18 protein-coding genes are annotated in these 20,015 nt (G+C 73.0%); 10 read left to right on the top strand and 8 right to left on the bottom strand.

The window, feature by feature from the left end; genetic code table 11:
- Positions 1-6 precede the first annotated feature (6 nt).
- The 4 genes from ACIQZO_RS27005 (at position 7) to ACIQZO_RS26990 (ending at position 3,151) form a co-directional block, all read left to right on the top strand.
- Positions 7-378, top strand: a complete 372-nt coding sequence (locus ACIQZO_RS27005) for a HypC/HybG/HupF family hydrogenase formation chaperone (RefSeq protein WP_403630822.1) — start codon at positions 7-9, stop codon at positions 376-378.
- The gene (hypD, locus tag ACIQZO_RS27000; RefSeq protein WP_403630819.1) at positions 375-1,604 is read left to right on the top strand and encodes a hydrogenase formation protein HypD; all 1,230 of its coding nucleotides are present in this window, start codon (positions 375-377) and stop codon (positions 1,602-1,604) included. Before ACIQZO_RS27005 ends, hypD begins: the two co-directional genes overlap by 4 nt.
- Complete coding sequence (gene hypE, locus ACIQZO_RS26995; protein ID WP_403630816.1) at positions 1,597-2,658, top strand: hydrogenase expression/formation protein HypE; 1,062 nt, start codon at positions 1,597-1,599, stop codon at positions 2,656-2,658. Before hypD ends, hypE begins: the two co-directional genes overlap by 8 nt.
- Positions 2,659-2,842: 184 nt before the next feature.
- Positions 2,843-3,151 (top strand): hypothetical protein, encoded by a 309-nt coding sequence (locus ACIQZO_RS26990; protein WP_403630814.1) that lies wholly within the window; start codon positions 2,843-2,845, stop codon positions 3,149-3,151.
- A 17-nt stretch (positions 3,152-3,168) separates the two neighbouring features.
- Here the strand turns inward: ACIQZO_RS26990 and ACIQZO_RS26985 are convergent, their stop codons facing one another.
- Together ACIQZO_RS26985 and ACIQZO_RS26980 are read right to left on the bottom strand one after the other, a co-directional pair.
- Entirely contained in the window at positions 3,169-4,425 is a 1,257-nt protein-coding gene (locus tag ACIQZO_RS26985) for a cation:proton antiporter (protein WP_403630811.1), read from the bottom strand.
- Between the two features lie 6 nt (positions 4,426-4,431).
- The gene (locus ACIQZO_RS26980) at positions 4,432-4,902 is read right to left on the bottom strand and encodes a cation:proton antiporter regulatory subunit (protein WP_403630808.1); all 471 of its coding nucleotides are present in this window, start codon (positions 4,900-4,902) and stop codon (positions 4,432-4,434) included.
- A 301-nt stretch (positions 4,903-5,203) separates the two neighbouring features.
- On the opposite strand from ACIQZO_RS26980, the gene ACIQZO_RS26975 reads away from it, so the two are divergent.
- From ACIQZO_RS26975 to ACIQZO_RS26955, 5 genes are all read left to right on the top strand, one after another.
- The gene (locus tag ACIQZO_RS26975) at positions 5,204-6,220 is read left to right on the top strand and encodes a HAMP domain-containing sensor histidine kinase (RefSeq protein ID WP_403630805.1); all 1,017 of its coding nucleotides are present in this window, start codon (positions 5,204-5,206) and stop codon (positions 6,218-6,220) included.
- Positions 6,217-6,882 (top strand): response regulator, encoded by a 666-nt coding sequence (locus ACIQZO_RS26970; protein WP_403630802.1) that lies wholly within the window; start codon positions 6,217-6,219, stop codon positions 6,880-6,882. The genes ACIQZO_RS26975 and ACIQZO_RS26970 overlap by 4 nt, the downstream gene beginning before the upstream one ends.
- A gap of 120 nt (positions 6,883-7,002) precedes the next feature.
- The gene (locus ACIQZO_RS26965; RefSeq protein ID WP_403630800.1) at positions 7,003-7,890 is read left to right on the top strand and encodes a peptidoglycan DD-metalloendopeptidase family protein; all 888 of its coding nucleotides are present in this window, start codon (positions 7,003-7,005) and stop codon (positions 7,888-7,890) included.
- Positions 7,891-7,964: 74 nt separating this feature from the next.
- Positions 7,965-8,738, top strand: coding sequence for an FHA domain-containing protein (locus ACIQZO_RS26960; RefSeq protein ID WP_403630798.1), 774 nt, complete (start codon positions 7,965-7,967; stop codon positions 8,736-8,738).
- Complete coding sequence (locus tag ACIQZO_RS26955; protein WP_403631004.1) at positions 8,735-10,129, top strand: serine/threonine-protein kinase; 1,395 nt, start codon at positions 8,735-8,737, stop codon at positions 10,127-10,129. The genes ACIQZO_RS26960 and ACIQZO_RS26955 overlap by 4 nt, the downstream gene beginning before the upstream one ends.
- Before the next feature lie 94 nt (positions 10,130-10,223).
- Here the strand turns inward: ACIQZO_RS26955 and ACIQZO_RS26950 are convergent, their stop codons facing one another.
- Positions 10,224-10,544 (bottom strand): hypothetical protein, encoded by a 321-nt coding sequence (locus ACIQZO_RS26950; protein ID WP_403630795.1) that lies wholly within the window; start codon positions 10,542-10,544, stop codon positions 10,224-10,226.
- Between the two features lie 229 nt (positions 10,545-10,773).
- Complete coding sequence (locus ACIQZO_RS26945) at positions 10,774-10,959, bottom strand: hypothetical protein (protein ID WP_403630792.1); 186 nt, start codon at positions 10,957-10,959, stop codon at positions 10,774-10,776.
- 137 nt (positions 10,960-11,096) lie between these two features.
- Between ACIQZO_RS26945 and ACIQZO_RS26940 the strand changes: the two genes are divergently transcribed.
- Positions 11,097-15,812, top strand: coding sequence for a HEAT repeat domain-containing protein (locus ACIQZO_RS26940; protein ID WP_403630790.1), 4,716 nt, complete (start codon positions 11,097-11,099; stop codon positions 15,810-15,812).
- A 60-nt stretch (positions 15,813-15,872) separates the two neighbouring features.
- Here the strand turns inward: ACIQZO_RS26940 and ACIQZO_RS26935 are convergent, their stop codons facing one another.
- The 4 genes from ACIQZO_RS26935 to ACIQZO_RS26920 form a co-directional block, all read right to left on the bottom strand.
- Positions 15,873-16,712, bottom strand: a complete 840-nt coding sequence (locus ACIQZO_RS26935; protein ID WP_403630787.1) for an enoyl-CoA hydratase/isomerase family protein — start codon at positions 16,710-16,712, stop codon at positions 15,873-15,875.
- Positions 16,709-17,956 (bottom strand): cytochrome P450, encoded by a 1,248-nt coding sequence (locus ACIQZO_RS26930; protein WP_403630784.1) that lies wholly within the window; start codon positions 17,954-17,956, stop codon positions 16,709-16,711. The genes ACIQZO_RS26935 and ACIQZO_RS26930 overlap by 4 nt, the downstream gene beginning before the upstream one ends.
- Before the next feature lie 105 nt (positions 17,957-18,061).
- A complete protein-coding gene (locus tag ACIQZO_RS26925; RefSeq protein ID WP_403630782.1) occupies positions 18,062-19,441 on the bottom strand; it encodes a cytochrome P450 in 1,380 nt (459 codons plus the stop codon).
- Between the two features lie 10 nt (positions 19,442-19,451).
- On the bottom strand, positions 19,452-20,012 hold the full coding sequence (locus tag ACIQZO_RS26920) for a GTP-binding protein (protein ID WP_403630779.1): 561 nt from the start codon (positions 20,010-20,012) through the stop codon (positions 19,452-19,454).
- Positions 20,013-20,015: the final 3 nt, after the last annotated feature.

Here is a 20,015-nt window from a genome sequence, read left to right as displayed (position 1 = left end):
AAGCCCATGTGCCTGGCGGTGCCCGGCAGAGTGCTCGACATCGGGGAGAAGGACGGCACCCGCATGGCCACCGTCGACTTCGGCGGTGTGCAGAAGGAGGTGTGCCTGGAGTACCTGCCCGACCTGCAGGTGGGTGAGTACGCCATCGTCCACGTGGGATTCGCCCTCCAGCGCCTCGACGAGGAGTCGGCCAAGCAGACCCTCGAGCTCTTCGCGCAACTCGGCATGCTTCAGGAGGAGTTCGGCGATCCGTGGGAGCAGGCCGCCGCGGCCGGCGGTGAGCCCTGGCCCTTCGCCGACGATCCCGACGCCGATCCCGTGTCCGCATCCGAACCCGAACGCGTGCTCGCCGCACCGCAGGAGGAAGTCCAGCCGTGAAGTACATCGAGGAGTTCCAGGACCCCGACCTCGCCCGCCGGCTGCTCGACGACATCCACGCCACGGTGACCCGCCCCTGGGCCCTGATGGAGGTCTGCGGCGGCCAGACCCACACCATCATCCGGCACGGGATCGACCAACTGCTGCCGGACCTGGTGGAACTGATTCACGGTCCGGGATGCCCGGTGTGCGTCACCCCGCTGGAGGTCATCGACAAGGCGCTGGAGATCGCCTCCCGCCCCGATGTGATCTTCTGCTCCTTCGGGGACATGCTCCGGGTGCCCGGGACCGGCCGCGACCTGTTCCAGGTGCGCAGCGAGGGCGGCGACGTACGCGTCGTCTACTCCCCGCTCGACGCCCTGCGGATCGCCCAGGAGAACCCGAAGCGCCAGGTGGTCTTCTTCGGCATCGGCTTCGAGACCACCGCGCCGCCCAACGCCATGACGGTCCACCAGGCGAAGAAGCTGGGCATCCCCAACTTCAGCCTGCTCGTCTCGCACGTCCGGGTGCCCCCGGCGATCGAGGCGATCATGCAGTCGCCGAGCTGCCGGGTCCAGGGCTTCCTCGCCGCCGGGCACGTGTGCAGCGTGATGGGCGTGCGCGAGTACCCCGAACTGGCGGCGCGCCACCGGGTCCCGATCGTGGTGACGGGCTTCGAACCACTGGACATCCTGGAGGGCGTGCGCCGGGCCGTACGGCAGCTGGAGCGCGGCGAGCACACCGTCGACAACGCCTACGCGCGGGCGGTCCGCCCCGAGGGCAACCCGGCGGCCCTGGCCATGCTGGAGGACGTCTTCGAGGTCACCGACCGGGCCTGGCGGGGCATCGGCGTCATCCCCGACAGCGGCTGGCGGCTGTCGCCCCGCTACCGGGAGTTCGACGCCGAGCACCGCTTCTCGGTCACCGGCATCAACACCCTGGAGCCGGCCGAGTGCCGCAGCGGCGAGGTGCTCCAGGGGCTGCTGAAGCCGCACGAGTGCGAGGCCTTCGGCACGCTGTGCACCCCGCGCAGCCCGCTCGGCGCCACCATGGTCTCCAGCGAGGGCGCCTGCGCCGCGTACTACCTCTACCGGCGGCTGGAGCTGGGGACCGTACCCGCCGCTCATGCCGCGAAGGCTCCGGCCCCCGGGAACGCCGCGACGGCCGCGCCCGCCCCGACCACCGTGCCCGGCCCCAACGACACGACCCCCGTGAGCGCCCCGCTGGAGGCGAGCCCCGTTGTCTGACACCGCACTCGACATCACGGGCTGGACCTGCCCGGCCCCGCTGCGCGACCGCCCCCGCGTGGTGATGGGCCACGGCGGCGGGGGCGCGCTCTCCGCCGAACTGGTCGAGCACCTCTTCGCCCCGGCCTTCGGCGGTGAGGTGCTCGCGCAGCTCGGGGACTCCGCGGCCGTCTCCCTGGGCGGGGTCCGCCTGGCCTTCTCCACCGACTCCTACGTGGTGCGGCCGCTGTTCTTCCCCGGCGGCTCCATCGGCGACCTCGCCGTCAACGGCACGGTCAACGACCTGGCCATGAGCGGAGCCGAAGCGGCCTACCTCTCCTGCGGGTTCATCCTGGAGGAGGGCGTCGAGATGGCGGTCGTGGCGCGCGTGGCCGAAGCCATGGGCGCGGCCGCCCGCGCGGCGGGCGTGGAGGTCGCGACCGGCGACACCAAGGTCGTGGAGGCGGGCCACGGGGACGGCATCTACATCAACACCGCGGGCATCGGCGTCATCCCCGACGGGGTGGACCTGCGCCCGCAGCGCGTCGTACCGGGTGACGTCGTCATCGTCAGCGGCGAGATCGGGCTCCACGGGGTGGCGATCATGAGCGTCCGCGAGGGGCTCGAATTCGGCGTGGACATCCAGAGCGACTGTGCGGCCCTCGGCGGACTCGTACGGAGCATGCTCGCGGTCACCCCGGACCTCCACGTCCTGCGCGACCCCACCCGGGGCGGGCTGGCGGCCTCCCTGAACGAGATCGCGGCCGCCTCGGGCGCCGGTGTCGTGATCCACGAGGGTCGCGTCCCGGTTCCCGCGGCCGTCGCCAACGCCTGCGCGATCCTCGGACTCGACCCGCTCTACGTGGCCAACGAGGGCAAGCTGGTCGCCTTCGTGCCCCGCGAGCACGCCGACGCCGTCCTCGACGCCATGCGCGCCCATCCGCTGGGCCGGCACGCGGCGGTGATCGGTGAGGCCGTCGACGCCCACCCGGGCCTGGTCGTGGCCCGCACCGCCCTCGGCGGCACCCGCGTGGTCGACCTGCCGATCGGGGAGCAGCTGCCGCGCATCTGCTGACCGCGGTACGCAAGATGGGTGCCGGCCCCGATGTGCGGGGCCGGCGGGCCGGGCGATGCTGGGGGTGTCCGCGAAGACCCCTGAACACCCCTCGTCCCGACGGCGTTGACGTGGAGCGGCGTGCCCCCCCCGGCGGCGAGCCCGCTCGCTCGCCGTCGCCCGGTCGACGGAAAGGAGCGGGGGCATGCCGCGATCCGACGATACGAGGGCCACCGGCCCCGGAGTCCCGGCCCGCAACGGGGATCCGCCGGCGCCCCGGAGTCCCGGCGCAGGGCGCCCGCGCAGGCCCCGACGGCCCCGACGGCCCCGTGCGTACCGGCGGGCCGGTACCTGGCTGGCCGTGTTCCTGGGGGTCTGGGGCGCGGTGGCCGGGGTCACCCTGCCCAACGGGCTCGTGCTGGCGGCCGGACTGGTCGTGGCCGCGCTGGCGGTGAACCGGCTGGGCGCGGAGCCCCGTACGGCCCACCGGTCCAAGCCCGCGGCACCGCCCTGACCGCCCGGCCTCCGCTCCTACGGACGCCCGGCGGGGTCCTGGTCGGGGGCCGCCTCCGCAGCGGCCTCCGGGGACTTCGCGGGGGAGGGCACGGCCGCGAGCCGCGGAGGGCTCCCGGCGCGGTGCTCCCTGCACCACGCGGCCAGGGGCTCGGTGTACCGGGCGGTGAGCGGCCCGATCACCACGAGGATGAGCACGTAGGCGGTGGCCAGCGGCCCGAGGGCCGGTTCGATACCGGCGCTGACGGCGAGACCGGCGATGACGATCGAGAACTCGCCGCGCGCGACGAGCGTGCCGCCCGCCCGCCAGCGGCCCTTGACCCCGACCCCGGCGCGCTTCGCGGCCCAGTACCCGGTGGCGATCTTCGTGCCCGCGGTGACCAGGGCGAGCGCGAGGGCGGGCAGCAGCACGGGCGGAATGCTCGCCGGGTCGGTGTGCAGGCCGAAGAAGACGAAGAACACCGCGGCGAACAGGTCCCGGAGCGGGCTGAGCAGGGTGTGCGTGCCCTCGGCCACCTCACCGGACAGGGCGATACCGACCAGGAAGGCGCCGACCGCGGCGGACACCTGCAACTGCTGCGCGAGGCCCGCCACGAGCAGGGTCAGGCCGAGGACGACGAGGAGCAGCTTCTCCGGGTCGTCACTGGAGACGAAGCGGGAGATGACCCGGCCGTAGCGGACGGCGACGAACAGGACCGCACCCGCCACGCCGAGGGCGATCGCGAGGGTCAGGCTGCCCGCCGCGAGACCGACCCCGGCCAGCAGCGCAGTGACGATGGGCAGGTAGACGGCCATGGCCAGGTCCTCGAGGACCAGGACGCTGAGGATGACCGGGGTCTCGCGGTTGCCGAGCCGCCCGAGATCACCCATCACCTTGGCGATGACGCCGGAGGAGGAGATCCAGGTGACGCCCGCCAGGACCACGGCGGCCACCGGCCCCCAGCCCATCAGCAGCGCGGCGAGCGCGCCGGGTACGGCGTTGAGGGCGAAGTCGACCAGTCCGGCCGGGTACTGGGTCTTGAGGTTGGAGACGAGATCGGTGGCCGTGTACTCCAGCCCCAGCATCAGCAGCAGCAGGATGACGCCGATCTCGGCGCCGATGGCCACGAACTCCTCGCTCGCGCCCATGGGCAGCAGTCCGCCCGTACCGAAGGCGAGGCCGGCCAGCAGGTACAGGGGTATCGGGGAGAAGCGGAAGCGGCCGGCGAGCCTGCCCAGCAGACCCAGGCCGAGGATGATCGCACCGAACTCGATCAGGAAGACAGCGGAGTGCACAGGCGATCACTCCCGTCCGAGTATGGAGGCGGCCGCGTCGACGCCCTCGCGGGTACCGATCACGATGAGCGTGTCGCCGCCGGCGAGGCGGAAGTCGGGTGCGGGGGAGGGGCGGGCCTCGGCCCGGCGCAGTACCGCCACGATGGAGACGCCCGTCTCCGTCCGCATCCGGGTCTCGCCCAGCAGCCGGCCGTTCCAGTACGAGTGCGCGGACAGCTCGATGCGCTCGGCGACCAGCCCGAGGTCGGTGGTGTGCAGCAGGTTGGGGCTGTGGTGCGCCGGCATCAGGGCGTCGATCAGCGAGGTGGTCTCCGCCCCGGACAGGTGCAGGGACTGGGCGCACGCGTCCGGATCGTCCGCGCGGTAGACGTTCACCGTACGGGTCCCGTCGCGGTGGGCGATCACCGACAGGTGGCGGTGCTCGCGGGTGGTGAGGTCGTACTGGACCCCGATGCCGGGCAGTGGCGTGGTGCTCATCCGTGGAGCAGGCACAGCTCTGTCCCCCCTTGCTTCGTGTTCGGCCGTGGTGCGGCGCGGCTCTGCCGGAAGGCAGGTTCCGGTTGCCGCGCGGGGCTCATCGTGCCATCTCGCGCAGGCGCCCGGATATGGGTGTCGGCACGGATGGACAAGGCCTCCGGCGGCCGACAGGCTGGGGCGGGGACATGGATCCCACCACGGGTCCTCGCAGGTCACCGTAGGTGCGGGGAGCTGCCGGCGAGGATAGTGGAAGCAAGCGGTCCGCCGAGTGGCGGACGCGGGAACGAGGGGAGAGCCGACCGTGTCGCTGTACTGGCGGATCTTCCTGCTCAACGCGGCCGTCCTCGTCACGGCCGTCCTGCTGCTGCTCGGCCCGGTCACCGTCTCCACCCCGGTCCTCTTCGGGGAGGCCGTGGTGCTGCTCGCCGGGCTGGCGGCCATGCTGATCGCCAACGCCGTCCTGCTCCGCGTCGGCCTGGCACCGCTGGGCCGGCTCACCCGCGCGATGAGCGCCGTGGACCTGCTGCGCCCCGGCAGCCGGGCCGAGGTGGAGGGCCCCGGCGAAGTCGCCGAGCTGACCACCTCCTTCAACGCCATGCTCGGCCGCCTGGAGGCCGAGCGGGCCGGCAGCACCGCCCACGCCCTCTGCGCCCAGGAGGCCGAACGGCGGCGCATCGCGCAGGAGCTCCACGACGAGGTGGGCCAGACGCTCACCGCGGTGCTGCTCCAGCTCAAGCATGTCGCCGACCGTGCTCCCGGACCCCTGCGGGAGGAGCTGCACCAGGTGCAGGAGACGACCCGCACCAGCCTGGACGAGATCCGGCGCATCGCCCGCAGGCTGCGCCCGGGGATCCTGGAGGAGCTGGGGCTGCACAGCGCCCTGCGCGCGCTGACCGCCGAGTTCACCAGCGGGTCGCTGACCGTGCGGCACGTCATCGGCCCCGGAGTGCCCCGCCTGGACGAGGCCGCCGAGCTCGTGGTCTACCGGGTCGCCCAGGAGGCGCTGACCAACGCCGCCCGGCACGCGGGCGCGAGCGCCGTCGAGGTGCACCTGTCGGGCCGGCCCGGCGGGGCGGTCCGGCTGCTCGTACGGGACGACGGCAGGGGCATCGGCCGTACCGGTGAGGGCGCCGGGATCCAGGGCATGCGCGAACGGGCCCTGCTGATCGGCGCGGACCTCGCCGTCGGGGACGGCCCGACGGGCGGCACCGAGGTACGGCTGGACGTGCCCGCCGTCGCCACGGCTGCAGCCGCCGACACCACCGCCGCCGACACCACCACCGCAACCGACCCAGGCCCCGGAGAGGGAAACCGTTGACCACCCCGGAACGGGCACCGACCCGCGTCCTGCTCGCCGACGACCACGCCCTCGTACGACGCGGAGTGCGGCTCATCCTCGACGCCGAACCGGACCTGACGGTGGTCGCCGAGGCCGGGGACGGGGCGGAGGCCGTCGCCCTGGCCCGTACCGGCGAGGTGGACCTCGCCGTCCTCGACGTGGCGATGCCGCGGATGACCGGGCTGCAGGCCGCGCGGGAACTCTCCCGGCTGCGGCCGGACCTGCGCATCCTCATCCTGACCATGTACGACAACGAGCAGTACTTCTTCGAGGCGCTGAAGGCCGGGGCGGCCGGCTACGTCCCCAAGTCGGTCGCCGACCGCGATCTGGTCGAGGCCTGCCGGGCGGCGATCCGGGACGAGCCCTTCATCTACCCCGGCGCCGAGACCACCCTCATCCGCAACTACCTCGACCGGGCCCGCCAGGGCGATCCGCTGCCCGCCCGGGCGATCACCGAACGCGAGGAGGAGATCCTCAAGCTCGTCGCGGAGGGCCACTCCTCGAAGGAGATCGGCGACCTCCTCGTCATCAGCGCCAAGACCGTCGAGCGCCACCGGGCCAACCTGCTCCAGAAGCTGGGGATGCGCGACCGGCTGGAGCTGACCCGGTACGCGATCAGGGTCGGGCTGATCGAGCCGTAGGACGCCGCGTCCGCGCGCCCACCCTCGTACGTGCGAGGTGGTGCGCCCGGCCCCCGCCCTCGAGCATGACGCCGGGACCGCCCGTCCGGGCGTCGTCCACAGGGGCCGGGAGGGGAAGACGTGCTGCGGTATATGAGCAGGGTGCGGACGGTGGTGCTGATGTGCGTGGCGGGACTGGTGCTGGCGGGTGCTCCCGCCTCCGCGTCCGCCACGGAGCAGGGGGCGGCGACGGCCGGGGGCGCGGCCGCGACGAGGCCGCTCTTCCAGCTGCCCTTCCCGTGCGGAACGAAGTGGGACCTGAACACCTGGGGCCACAACCCGGCGCTGGACATGGTGGTCGAGGACAACACCGGCTCCGACGCGCTGCCCGTCCTGCCGTCCGCCGCCGGCACGGTGTCCGCCACGTACTGGACCAACGGCTCGGGCAACACCATCCAGATCAACCACGGCAACGGCTGGTTCACGGCCTACTACCACCTGAAGGACGACCCGGCGACGTACGTGAAGAAGGGCGACCCTGTCCAGCCGTCCACCCGGATCGGCCGCATCGGCACCACGGGCGCCTCCACCTGGTCCCACCTGCACTACGAGCAGCGCTACCTCGCCTCGGGCGACTTCACTGACGAGAGCCACCGCGTTCCGGCCCGGTTCGACGGCGTCGAGTACGCGGGCGCCGCGAAGGAGTGGCGGGGTGTCACCAGCCGCAACTGCACCGGCACGCAGCCCCCCGCCTGGCAGGACTGCCCGGCCGGCAGCGTCTGCTTCTACTCGGGCCCCGACGGCACCGGCACCGTGTGCCGCTCCGCCGGCGACGAGCCCGCCAGTACCTGCGGGCTGCGCCGGTCCTTCTTCAACAACGGCACGACCCAGCCGGGTTACGACTACGTGCAGGTGTACTTCAAGGAGGGCGGCAGCGCCTGTCTGCACCGCGGCCGGGACGAGGGCCGCGGGAACCTTCCCGCGGGCGGCCGGACCATCGACCGCTTCCACTGGCGCGGCGAGTGCTGAGTCCTCTCAACTGTTGCCTGAACGAGTCATTCCACTGACTAGCCTTCCCCTGTACCTCGGGGGAAGGAAGCAGCGTGAACAGCATCATCGTGGTTCCGGGGCACACCACGTCCCCGGCCGATCAGATCCGTCTGGCGCCGGGGCAGAGCCTCCGCTTCGGCCGTGAGCCGGCCAGCGGCGCGCACGGCGCCCCCGGGGGCGCCCCACCCGCCCTATACCTCCCGCACGCGGGCATCTCGCGCTCGGCGGGACAGATCACGGCCACCGGCACGTACTGGTCGCTGAGCAACTTCTCCCGCTCCGCGACCTACGTGGTCGAGAACCCCGAGGGCGCCGGCGAACACATCAAGATCGCGCCCGGCCGACTGGACGCGCCGGTCCCCTTCGAGTTCGCCCGGATCGTCCTGCCCGCCGGCACCGAACTGCTCACCCTGGACATCTGGGCGCCGCGCCACGACTACGCCGACCGCGACGAGCCGGGCGAGCACGACGGGGAGCCGACCGTACTCCCCTTCCCGCTCGACCGCTCCAGCCGGTACTTCCTGGTCCTCACCGCCCTCTGCGAGCCGCGGCTGCGCGGCGCACCGCACGCGCCCCTGCCCACCGTCGAGCAGGTCGTCGAACGGCTGAGGCCCTCGTGGCCCGCGGCCAACCGGGCCACCGTGCAGTGGAACATCGACTACCTCGCGGTCAAGCTGCGCCTCAAGCCCGGCCCCGACACGGCCGAACCGGGGCCGCGACTGGTCGGGAAGAAGGAGACCCTGGTCTCCCTCGCCCTGCGCTTCGACCTCGTCCGCGAGCAGGACCTGGCGGCCCTGCCGGCCGCCCCGACCGGTACCGCCCGCTGACCGGGAGAGCCGGACACTCCGGCGCCGTCACCGTCCCCTCCGGCTACCGGGTCGGCCCCTGGGTCGTCGAGCACCTGCTGGGCGCCGGAGCCTTCGGCAGCGTGTACGCGGCGCTGCGCGCCGAACCCGGACCGGACCTGCCCGCCCGGGCCGCGCTCAAGGTCCTGCCGACCGGCACCCGCACCCCGCGCCAGCTGCGGCACCTGCGCGAACTCGCCGAGCGCGAGACCGAGGTACTGCGCCGGGTGCGAACACCCCGGCTGATCCGGCTGCACGAGGTGCTCACCGTCGACGATCCCGGCCGGCCCGAACTCGACGGCGCCACCGTCCTCGTCCTGGAGGAGGCGGCGGGCTCCCTGGACAGCCTGCTCGCCGACGGAGTACCGCAGGCCGGTCCCGCCCTCCTCGCCCAGGTCTGCGAGGGCCTCGACCAACTGCACCGGGCCGGCTGGGTGCACGGCGACCTCAAGCCCGGGAACGTCCTGCTGATGGCCGACGGCACGGCCCGGCTGGGCGACTTCAACATGGCGGCGGAGCTGGAGGGCACCCACGCCTACTCACCGGCCTTCGCCACGCCCGACTACACCCCGCCCGACCAGCTCTGGGCGGAGGTCGGCGAACGCGGGACGAAGATCCGCCCGACCGCCGACATCTGGGCCTTCGGCGTGCTCGCGCACGTGGTCCTGACCGGCTCACTTCCGCTGCCCGGCGGCAGCACCGCCGCCCGCCGGGACGCGGCGCTGCGCTACGCCAGGGGCGAGGAGGAGCTGCGCCTGTCACCCGAACTGCCGGAGCACTGGCGGAACATCGTCCGCGACTGCCTGGCGCGCAGGCACGAGGAGCGGGCCGCGCACACCGCGGCCTCGCTGCTGGGCCGGGTGGAGGCCGCGGCCGCCGACCGGACGGCGCCCGCACCGGGGAACCCGGCCCCGGCCGGCGCCCGGCCCGGCGCCCCGCCCGATGCCGTACCGAGGCGGCGGCGCCGGGTGCTGATCGCGGCCGGTGCGGCGCTCGCGGGCCTGGGCGCGGTATGGGGCGCGGGCCTGCTCCCCCTCGGGGACTCCGCCGAGAAGGCGGGGTACGAGCGCTGCCGGCGCGGGGCCGTCTGCTTCTTCGCGCAGGAGGAGGGCCGGGGCGAGATGTGCTCCTGGGTCGACGGCGGCGCCGACTGGATCGACGGCCCCACCCCCTGCCCCTGGACGGCCCGCAAGGCGCCCCGCTCGGTCTACAACAACGGGTTCGACCTCACCGAGGGAGCGAGCCAGGTCGACGTCCTCTACTACGCGCAGCCCGCGCGGCAGGAGCTGCTGGGCTGCGTGAAGGTGGGCACCATGACCAACCTGAGCGGCGTCCACGTACCGCGCTCCCACGCCTGGGTCCCGCACTGCTGACACCACGCTTGCGGCAGCGGTCGCTGCCTTCCGCCACACCCTGAACCGACCGCGCCCGCCGAGAAGGGAGGCGCCTCGCCTGGATGGCAGCCGGCTACGTGCTGATGTCAGTGGGTGGGGCCACGTGGCGCCGAAGGCGGATCTGCGGGGGCAGGTGGAACTCTCGCTGTTCCCACGCGTCCAGCGTGAACTCGCCCACCACGAAGGTCTCGTCGCACCGCGCGAGGCCGTTCTTCTGGTCGGGGCCCGTGCCACCGGGGTAGCTGCGGTCGTCATCGATCATGCTCTGGGTGCCTACGAGGAGGCCGAGGGCATGCAGGAGCGCACTCTTACCGCCGTCGTTGTGGCCGGCCAGGATGGTCGGCTTGCTCACCGGAATGTCGCAGACGCTCTGGAGCGACCGGAAGCCGCTCACCGCAAAGTTGTTGAGATGCACCGCTGCTCGACCGCTCCACGCCCTAATGCCACCGACCGCCCGGGCAGCTGATGTGACGCCGCGGAACGTACGGCCGCATCAAGCGTCTCGGATGCACCATCCTAGGCCGTCGGAGCCCCCCGCCGCAGCGTTCCGCCTCTGATCCAACCGCCCCCGGACACACGGCCGGGCCCGGGTGAGCCGGCCGGGCAAGCGGCCGATCAAGGAATCAGCGGCAGAGTTTCATGAGGGTGTCGTCGAAGTCCGGGAACGCCTGGGCGGCGAGATCGATCACGGCGGTGGCCGACCGGCGCCGGTGCGGGGCGAATCGTTCGGCGATGGCTGCCAGTCCGGGGGGAACGGCCATCGCGGCGGCGAGCGCGGGAGGGAACTGTCGATCATCAGTGGGCGTCACGTGCACAGGCTGGACAGAGGCTCGGACATCGGCGGCAGCCGGTCGAGAACACCTGGTACGGGATGGCCCCGGCCGAGTTGCCCGTACCGGTCGAATCTCGTTGGTGGGGCCCGGAGCGGTCCCGTTAGCATCCGACGGTGATCACGACGGTGGACGAGTCCTTGCAGGATGCGGTGCGGCGGGCCGACGTCGGGTGGTTGGCCGGCCGTCTCGACGCGCGGCTCTGCCCACCCGCCGTCTTCGGGCTCCTCCTCCGTCACGACGATCCCCGCCTGCGTCACCTGGGGTTGGTCCTGCTGACCGAGCGGGTCGCGTCCGGCCCGGCGGGCGGCGCGCATGAGGCTGTCGAGCTCGCGGGGCTGCTGCCGGTGGCGGTCGAGGGGCCGCCGGAGGCGGCGCTCGCCCTGGCGCGGCTCCACGAACGACTGGGGCCGTATCGCCGCGGGCTCCGCCGGCCGGCATGGCGTACGGCCGGGCTGCCGGTACGGGTGCAGATCGCCTGGCTGCGCGCCGAGCTGCTGAACGATCCGGCGGTGATGCGGCAGGAGCCTGCGGGTGAACTGCTGTACCAGGCCGTACGGGAGATGACCGTTGCCTGCGCGCACCGGCCCGAGCACCTCGTGAACGAGCTGGTGGCCAGCGGTGACCCGGTGCTTCAGGCAGCGGCGCTGCGACTGGCCCGGCAGGGGCTGCACGCCGGTCTGCTGGCTCCTGTACTGGTTCGCGCGCATGCGATCAGCCTGCTCGGGGTCGACAGCGCAGCCGTCGTCACCGACGTACTCGGTGAACTCGCCGAGCCGTGGGCGGTGTTGGAACCCCTGCCGCCGGGGCGTCTGGCTCCCTTTCTGGCTGCCGATTCGGTGACCGCACGGCCCGGGGCGGCCGATGCCGCACTGGTCGCCGCCGCCCGGCACGGACACCGTGACCTGCTGCGGCAGGTCGTCGACGATCCGGAACTGCCTCCGGGTCTTCGGCGGCGCGCAATGGAGCTGCTCGGCGACCTGGCGGACCGCGGTGACATCGGCGCGGTGACCGCCATCGCCGCAGGGGACCCCCTGCTGTTCGGCGGGCCGGCGGTGGCCTGCCTGCGCGGGCTCCACCGGCGCGGGCACTTCCCGGACGATCAGCACGTCGCCTCCCTCATCGGCCTGGCGCTCGCCGATCACTCGATCCCGCCCCACGAGGTCGCCACGATCCTGTTCACCTGCCGGCAGGCGGTGTTCCGTGTGCTGGTGGACGCGGACCCCGACGATCCGAGCTGGCCGCGGCGGCTCGCACTGCTGGTCGCCCTGGCCGGGCAGGGGACGGGGGAGCTGCCGATCGGGGACGCGATCACACGGGTTCTCCCCTCCGCTCCCGCGCCGGGGCCGTTTCTCGACGCGATCCGCGCGCTGCGGCATGCGGATGCCGAAGAGGCCGTGATCGCTCTCCTGCCGTCCGCTCCCGCATCGGCCCTGGAGGCCCTGGAGGCCATCGGCGGCCACCGGACCACCACAGCGTTGGGGGAAGGGCTCGGTCTCGCCACGCCTCAGAGCACGGGTGTGATCGCCCCGCACCTCCGCGCGGTGCGCGACCGCGCCCTCGAGGTGCTGTGGCATCTGACCCACGATCCGTCCCAGCGGCATGCCGTCCTCGTCCGACTCGATCCCGCGGACCTGCCGGCCCGTATCGCGGCGGATCTCGGTGGACCGGACGAGCGCGAACTGGCGCTCCTGAGTTCCCACCTGGACCCGGACGAGCCGGTGGCGGCACTGTGCAGACTGGCCGCCCACGGCGGCGCCGGCACCCTGCCGGTCATCGCGGACCTGCTCCTGCGCATCGTGGCCGAGCTGGCGGCGTCCGGGGAACCGGGCGGAGCCTCCCCGCGACGCGAGGACGGCCGGCCGGCCGGGGAGCCCGTGGTACCCCAGGAGATCCTGGACGCCCTGCACGGCCTGGGTCGTCGTCTCCACGAACGGGGACGCGTCAGGCCGACCTGCCTGCTCGACGCGTCGAGCGGTGAAGAGGCCGGACACGCGCTGGCCGCGACCGTCGGCCTGGACCTGCTGGACCGGCCCGGGCTGTCGAGCGGCGAGCAGGCGATCCTGCTCGAACTCCTGCTCCGCGCCCCCTGCACGGGTACCCGGGCGCGGGCGCACCGCCTGCTGCGGCACCGCGACCGGCACGTACGCAAGCACGTGGTCGCCCTGCTCGCCCGCGACGCCACCGGGGACGACGCGCAGGCCCTGTCGGCGACCCTGATCGCGCTGACCGCCGCCCAGGACGTCCAGACCGTCCGGCAGGCGCTGCTCGCGCTCGGCCACGCGCGGGCCCGCTGGGCCTCCACCGCGATCGCCGCGTGTCTCGACCATCCGAACATGAACATCAAGAAGACGGCCGCCGAGGTGCTGGTCCGCGCGGGTACGCCCAGGGCGGTACCGGCGCTGCTCTCCTGGCTCGGACGTCACGACAATCCGGGCCTGCGCGACTCGCTCGTCGAGGCGCTGCGCGCCGTCCTCGGCGACGCGTACCCGGCGACCGTCCTCGCCGCCGCCGAACACAGTGAGGACGGCCGCGCCCGCGAACTGCTGCTGGCGGGGCTCGACCGTACGCTGTCGGCGCGCTCGGTCCTCGCACTGGACGACCAGGCGTCACGGGTGGCACCGACGCTGCTCGCCCTGGTGGCGGGCGGCCGGGTCGGCCTCGCCTCCGGGACGGTCGAGGAGCTGTCGACGGCCATGGCCGGGCACGGGATCACCCCGCCCGCAGCGGGGCCGGCGGTGGACCTCGGAGCGGACCCGGACGTCAGGTCGCTGACGGAGCGGGGCTGGGATCCGTCGGTCGCGCTGCGCGTGGCCGAACGCCATGAGCAGGCGCCGCGCCCCTACCGGCTGCGCGTGCTGCGGCCCATGCTGGCGGACTGGCTCCGGCTGGCCGACTCCGTCCCCGCCGTCCGGGGCCGCGTACTGCGCTTCGTCCTGCGGCTCTGCCCCGCACCGTGGACGACCGAGGAACTGGCGGACTTCGCCCGCTTCACAGGCGTCCTGCTCGCGGGGCTCAACGGGCTCAACGGGTGTGCGGCGCTCGACGGACCCGACGGGCTCGACGAGGCTTCGGCCGGAGACCGGCACGGGCTCATGACAGTACTCGAAGCGGTCGCGCCCACTCTGCCCGCGGCCGTGAAGCCGGCCGTCGTCGACGCCGTACGCGCGCTGCCCCCGGCCCCCGGGAGCCGATCCGTACTGGCGCTGCTGCGCGGCCTCGGCGCGGTGCTGGTCCGCGCCGACCTCGAGCGGGCGCTCGCCTCGGCCCGGCTGGACGCCGACCCCGAGCGGGCCGAGACCGCTGTGCTGCGCGACGCGTTCGCCGTCCCGCAGGCCTCCGCAGCCACCCCGACTGCCGAAGCCAAGGCCGCCGGCAAGGCCGCCGCCGAGGCCGCTCCCGAGGCCAAGGCCGAGGCCGACGCGTGGCGGGCCGCGCTGGATGCGGCCGTGCGCACGCCGGGCGCGCTGGAGCGGCTCCGGCGCCTCGGCCCGCCGTACGAGGGCATCCCCGGCTCCCGGGACCGCCTGAGCACCCTGATCGAAGTCCACGCCGCTGCCGCCCCCGCGGTCCGTCCGGCCCTCATCGACTGGATGACGGACATCCAGCCGCTCGACGCACCGCCCTGGACCATCACCGAGGCCACGCACGCGCGGGCGCCGCGCCCGCGGACGGTACACGTCGACGACCTCGACCAGCCCCGTTCGACCGCACTGCGGGAGCGCCTCCTGGCCATGCTGCAGGCATCCGCGCCGGCTCACCGGCACACTGCCGCCCTGGCGCTCCTGGAGTGGCCCGAGCCCGAGGCCCGGCTTCCCGTGCTCCGCGCGTTTCTGCACGGCCGCGTCGACGTACCCGTCGGCGCCGACCTGGCCCGCACGCTCCACGCCCTCGGCGGTACGGAACTCCGCGCGGACGGCATCCTGCACGACAGGGTCGCCCTCGCGGCGGGCCGGCTCGACCCGTGGGACCTGGAGCCACTGGTTCCGATCCTGCTGGACTGGTGGGAGCACGACCCGCCGTCCAGCAGTGCCGCAGCCGGGCGGGCGTTGCGCCTGCTCCCCTCCGACACGCTGGCGCAGTACCTCGGCGGCCGGCTCGACGCCGGCGCCTGGGGGTTCCTGGACCTGCTGATTGGGCGTCCCCTGCTGCGCACTCCCGCGCTGACGCGGACCTGCCGGAGGCTGCGCGCCGAAGGACGCGAGGACCTCGCGGACGCGCTGCTCCTCGTCGAAGGTCCGCTGCGCCGCCCGGACGCGCAGCGGCAGGACGCCGCCGCGCTGGCCGCACTCCGCGACCGTGCCCCGGCCGCGTCGGGCGGAGCGTCACACCCCCCGTCCCGGCAGCAGCTGCTGGAGCAGGCCCGTACCGGCGACCCGGTGCGGGTACGCCACGCCCTGGCGCGGCTGGCCGAGGGACACCGGGGACCGGACCCGGACCCGGATCCCCGGCTGCGGGGCCTGATCGATGAGTTGCTGCGCCATCCCAGGCCCGGGGTCCGCCTGCACGCCCACCGGACCTCGCGGGCCGTGCTGGACCGGCCGACCTACCTGCACCACACGTCGATCCTGCTGGACGACCCGCGGCCGGACGTGGTCCGTACGGCGATCCGGACCCTCTCCCACGCGCGGTGGGCACCCGCGATCCCCGCCCTGGCCGGGCTGCTGGAACACCCCCACCCCACCGTCCGCGAGGCCGCGGCCGAGGGGCTCGCCGTCCTGGGAGCGCCCTCGATCCCGGCTCTCAGACATGCCGCAGCCCATGTCCGTCCCGACCGGCGGCCCCTGTACACGGAGGTACTCGACCGGATCACGGCCGCCGAGGCCGAGTAGCGCCCTGCGCCCTCCCGGTCGCCGCACGCACCCCGGGGCGGCCGTATCGGCCCGGGAGGATCAGCCCCTCGCGTGCTGGTGGAGCGTGGCCGCCAGGAGATGGGAGTCGAGCACGGAGACGTCTGCGGTCCTGTCCGCCCGTGCGTAGCCGGCCAGCATCCGTTTGGTCAGGACGAGTGCTTCGGGCGAGCGTCGGACCAGGGGCCGGATCCAGGAGTCGATCACCTTGTCCAACTGGTCGAGCGGGGCCGTCCGGTGGAGCAGACCGATCCGGTGGGCCGTGTCGGCGTCGAAGACGTCACAGGTGAGCATGAGCTCGCGGATCCTCGAGGCGCCGGCCTCGGAGACCAGGCGCCCCATCGCCCCGCCCCACGCCGGAGGCAGCCCTATGCCGACCTCCGGCATGCGGAAGCGGCTGGTGTCGGCGCCGGCGCGCAGATCGCAGAAGGAGGCGAGGGCGAGACCCGCCCCGATGACCCGCCCGTGCAGCCGGGCGATGGTGACGGCGTGCGTGTTCTCCAGGGCCTGGCACAGGCGGTGCGCCTTGTCGGCGATGCGCCGCAGGCCCACGCCGGACGGATCGGCGGCCAGTGCTTCCTGGTACTCGTTGCGGTCGGCGCCCAGGCAGAAGTCCCTACCCAGTGACGACAGCGTCAGGATCCGTATGTCGGGTCTCTCGTGGAGGTCGTCGAGGAGGGTGATGAGGTCGTCGAGGACCGCGGTGTCCAAGGTGTCGTCCTGCCCCCAGGGGTTGAGGCGGACATGCAGTACGGGGCCGTTCTGCTCGGCACGTACCGCCTTGGGAGCGGTCCGGACGTGTGCGGGGGCGGCGGCGTGCGCGGGGGAGGGGGCGTGGGTGGGGGTGGGGGCGTGGGTGGGGGAGGGGGTCGGATCGGTCATGCGAGGGCCACGTCCAGGTTCAGCAGGCGCCGGAACGCCACACGGGGCGCCATCGACGGGGGGCGTACGAGGGTGAGACGGGGAAGGTGCCGGATCAGCTGGCGGAGCAGGCTCTGGGCTTCGAGGCGGGCCAGCGGCGCCCCGAGGCAGTAGTGGATGCCGCCGCTGAAGGCGAGGTGGCCGGGCGTGCGTTCGGGGTCGAACCGGTCCGCGTCGCTGTGCCTGGCCGGGTCCCGGTGCGCCGCCGCGACCATCAGGTGGACCATCTCGTCGCGGCGGATCTCGAGGCCTCCCAGCACGGTGTCCTGCGAGGCGACCCTGCTGATCACGTGGGTGGGCGGGTCGTAACGGAGGGTCTCCTCCACGAACCCGGGTATGAGGTCCGGGTTGTCGGCGACCATGGTCCAGCGTTCCGGGCTCTCGACGAGCCGGAGCGTCATCGTCGAGAGCAGGGTCGCGGTGGTCTCCAGGGCGGCCAGCAGGACGAACAGCACCAGGAAGTAGACGGCTTCGTCGGCCTTGTCCTGATCGGGCTCGATCGCGTCCCACGTCTGGATCCACCGGGTGATGGGGTCGTCACCGGGATCGGAGCGCCGATCGCGGACCAGGTCCATGAAGTAGGTGCGCAGTTCGGCCGTGGCCGCGTCGGACAGTGCCAGTTGGCTGGCCGACGGCAACAGCTCCTGGGTGAAGACCTGATCGTGCGTCAACTGCCGCAGCCTGGGCCAGTCGGCGTGCGGCAGCCCGAGCCAGTCGCCGATGGTGGCCACCGGCAGCTCCTCGCAGACGAGCTCCGAGATGTCCGCCTCGCCGGTGCGTATTCGCTCCGTGAAGGTGTCGAGGAGCCGGTCGGTGGTGCGGTGCACGGTGCGGCCGATGCGCTCGACAGTGGCCCGGTCGAACGTGCCCGCCGCCCGCCGCACTTTGGTGTGGTCCGGCGCGTTGAGCGCGGCGAGCGTGTGGCTCATCTCGCGCGAGGAGGGCGCGTTCCAGCGTGTCCCGGGCCCCTGCCGCTCCCGCCACTCTCTGTCGGGCTCCAGCCAGAGACGGCTGCGCAGAACCTCGTCGCAGGCGGCGAAGCCCGTCACGACGGAACCGCCCCAGGGGGCGGGCACCACCTCGCCCCGCGAGCGGAGTTCGGCGTAGATCGGGAAGGGGTCGGCCTGCCCTCCGACCGTCCGCAGACGGGAGAAGAGGGAGGCGGACGCCCGGCGGTCGCACGACGGGATTGTGGTGGTACCCACGATGGCGGCTCCTTTCTGAAAACCGGCCGCCATGCATACCCACATGATCGTTAAAGCATCCACCGCCACTGGATTTTCAGGACGTTACTAGAATCACACTGACTCCTATGCGCCCCTGGTCCATGCCAGGAAGCGGCTGAACAGGCCCCCCTTGGGCTGCGGCGCCTCACCGGCATACGCATGCGCGGGTCCGCCAGGGGAGGGCGAGGCGGCGGCCGCCTGCTGCTGGGACGTGTGGCCCGCGTTCGATCCGGTCGGCTCGGCCGTCTGGGGCGAGGCCCTCGGGGTGAAGCGGATCGGGAGGGTCACGAGCGAACGGCTCCACGGGCTCGGCGCCCAGGTGAGCGCCTTGAACGGCACGCGCATCTCGACATCGGGCAGCTGGTTGAGCAGTGTCTCGACAGCCGTCACGGCGATCATGAACGCCGGGTCCTTGGCGGGGCAGGCGTGCGGGCCCGCACCGAACGCCAAGTGAGCCTTGGCACTGAGCTGTTCGCGGTGTGCGGTCAGCTTCGGGTCGGTGTTGGCCGCGGCGAACGAGATCAGGACCGGGTCGTTGGCCCGGATGACCCTGCCGCCGAGCTCGATGTCGTGAGTCGGGTAGTGGGCCGCGTAGTTGGAGATCGGCGCGTAGTTCCAGAGCGTCTGGGATATCGCGTCCTCGACCGGGAGGCCCATCTGCCAGTCCTCCCCGAGGTAGAGGGCGCTACTGGTGCCGATGGCCGCGGCCAGCGGCGCGGTGCCGCCGGAGAGCAGGGTGACCAGCTGGTGCAGCACCTCCTCGTCGCTCAGCTGGGCCGGGTGCTCCATCAGACGCGTCGTCAGGTCGGCCGTCGGACGCCGCCGCTTGAGGGCGATCAGCTCGGTGAGCGCCCCGCCGAGCACCTCGTCGGCCCCGGGAGTCCCCTCGAAGATTCCGCTGATTCCGGCGATCACCCGGTCGCCGATCCCGGGCGGGCAGCCGAACAGCTCGCTGAACACCAGCAGGGGCAGCGGCTGGGCGTACTCGGCCATCAGCTCCGCCTGCCCGCGGATGTCGGTGCTGAACTGGCTGATCAGGTAGTTGGCGGACTGCTGCGTCTGCCGGATGAGCTGGTGCTCGTTGACCGTGGCCAGGCTGTCAGTGACGGCCTGGCGCAGGCGGGCGTGTGCCGCACCGTCACTGAAGAGTGCGTTGGGCCGGTAGCCCATCATCGGCAGCGCCGGGCTGTCGGCCGGGACGCGCCCCTCGTTGAGGGCGTTCCAGCGGCGGGAGTCGCGCACGAAGGAGGCGGGGTTCTGCAGGACGTACAGAGCGGCGTCGTAGCTGGTGACGAGCTCGGCCTGGACGCCGGGGGCGATGTCCGCGGGGGCACTGGGGCCGAAGCGACGCAGCTGTTCGTAGTGGCTCTCGGGGTCGGCTCCGAACGAGGGGCCGTACATCTGGATGTTCCCGTGCGCGGGGCAGCCGGGGGGTATCTCCTGCGGTTCACGAGGATGTTGCATTCCTGCGCTCCTAGCCGAGTTGGGACATGAGGTGTGTCGCGAGGGTGATGAGGGCGCGCGCCGAGGATCTCTCGTCGCGTACGTCGCACTCCACGACCGGGGTCTCGGCGGTGAGGTTCAAGGCCTCGCGCACCTCGTCGAGCGGGTAGTTCGTGGCGCCCTCGAAGTGGTTCACGGCGATGGCGTACGCCAGGCCGAAGCGCTCGACGAGGTCCAGGACGGGGAAGGACTCGTGCAGCCGCTCCGGGTCGACCAGGACCAGCGCGCCCAGAGCGCCCCGGGAGAGCTCCTCCCACATCTCCTTGAAGCGCTCCTGGCCCGGCGTTCCGAAGAGGTAGAGCACCAGGGTGTCGCTCAGGGTGAGCCGGCCGAAGTCCATGGCGACGGTGGTGGTCTTCTTGTCGGGTGTCCCCGACAGGTCATCGAAGCCCACGCTGGCCTCGGTGATCTCCTCCTCGGTCCGCAGCGGCTCGATCTCGGAGAGGCTGCCGATGCAGGTGGTTTTGCCGACCCCGAAGTGCCCCACTATGAGGATCTTCACCGCGTGGGAGACATCTGGATCCAGGTACACGCG

This window comes from Streptomyces sp. NPDC097617 (assembly GCF_044761485.1).
GTDB lineage: Bacteria > Actinomycetota > Actinomycetes > Streptomycetales > Streptomycetaceae > Streptomyces.
This window is presented reverse-complemented; position numbering and strand designations above follow the sequence as displayed.

Excerpts from the sequence above, each read along its gene's own strand:
- ACIQZO_RS27005 (WP_403630822.1), top strand. The coding sequence starts at position 7 with ATGTGCCTGGCGGTGCCCGGCAGAGTGCTCGACATCGGGGAGAAGGAC.
- ACIQZO_RS26990 (WP_403630814.1), top strand. The coding sequence starts at position 2,843 with ATGCCGCGATCCGACGATACGAGGGCCACCGGCCCCGGAGTCCCGGCC.
- ACIQZO_RS26980 (WP_403630808.1), bottom strand. The coding sequence starts at position 4,902 with ATGAGCACCACGCCACTGCCCGGCATCGGGGTCCAGTACGACCTCACC.
- ACIQZO_RS26935 (WP_403630787.1), bottom strand. The coding sequence starts at position 16,712 with ATGACCGATCCGACCCCCTCCCCCACCCACGCCCCCACCCCCACCCAC.
- ACIQZO_RS26925 (WP_403630782.1), bottom strand. The coding sequence starts at position 19,441 with ATGCAACATCCTCGTGAACCGCAGGAGATACCCCCCGGCTGCCCCGCG.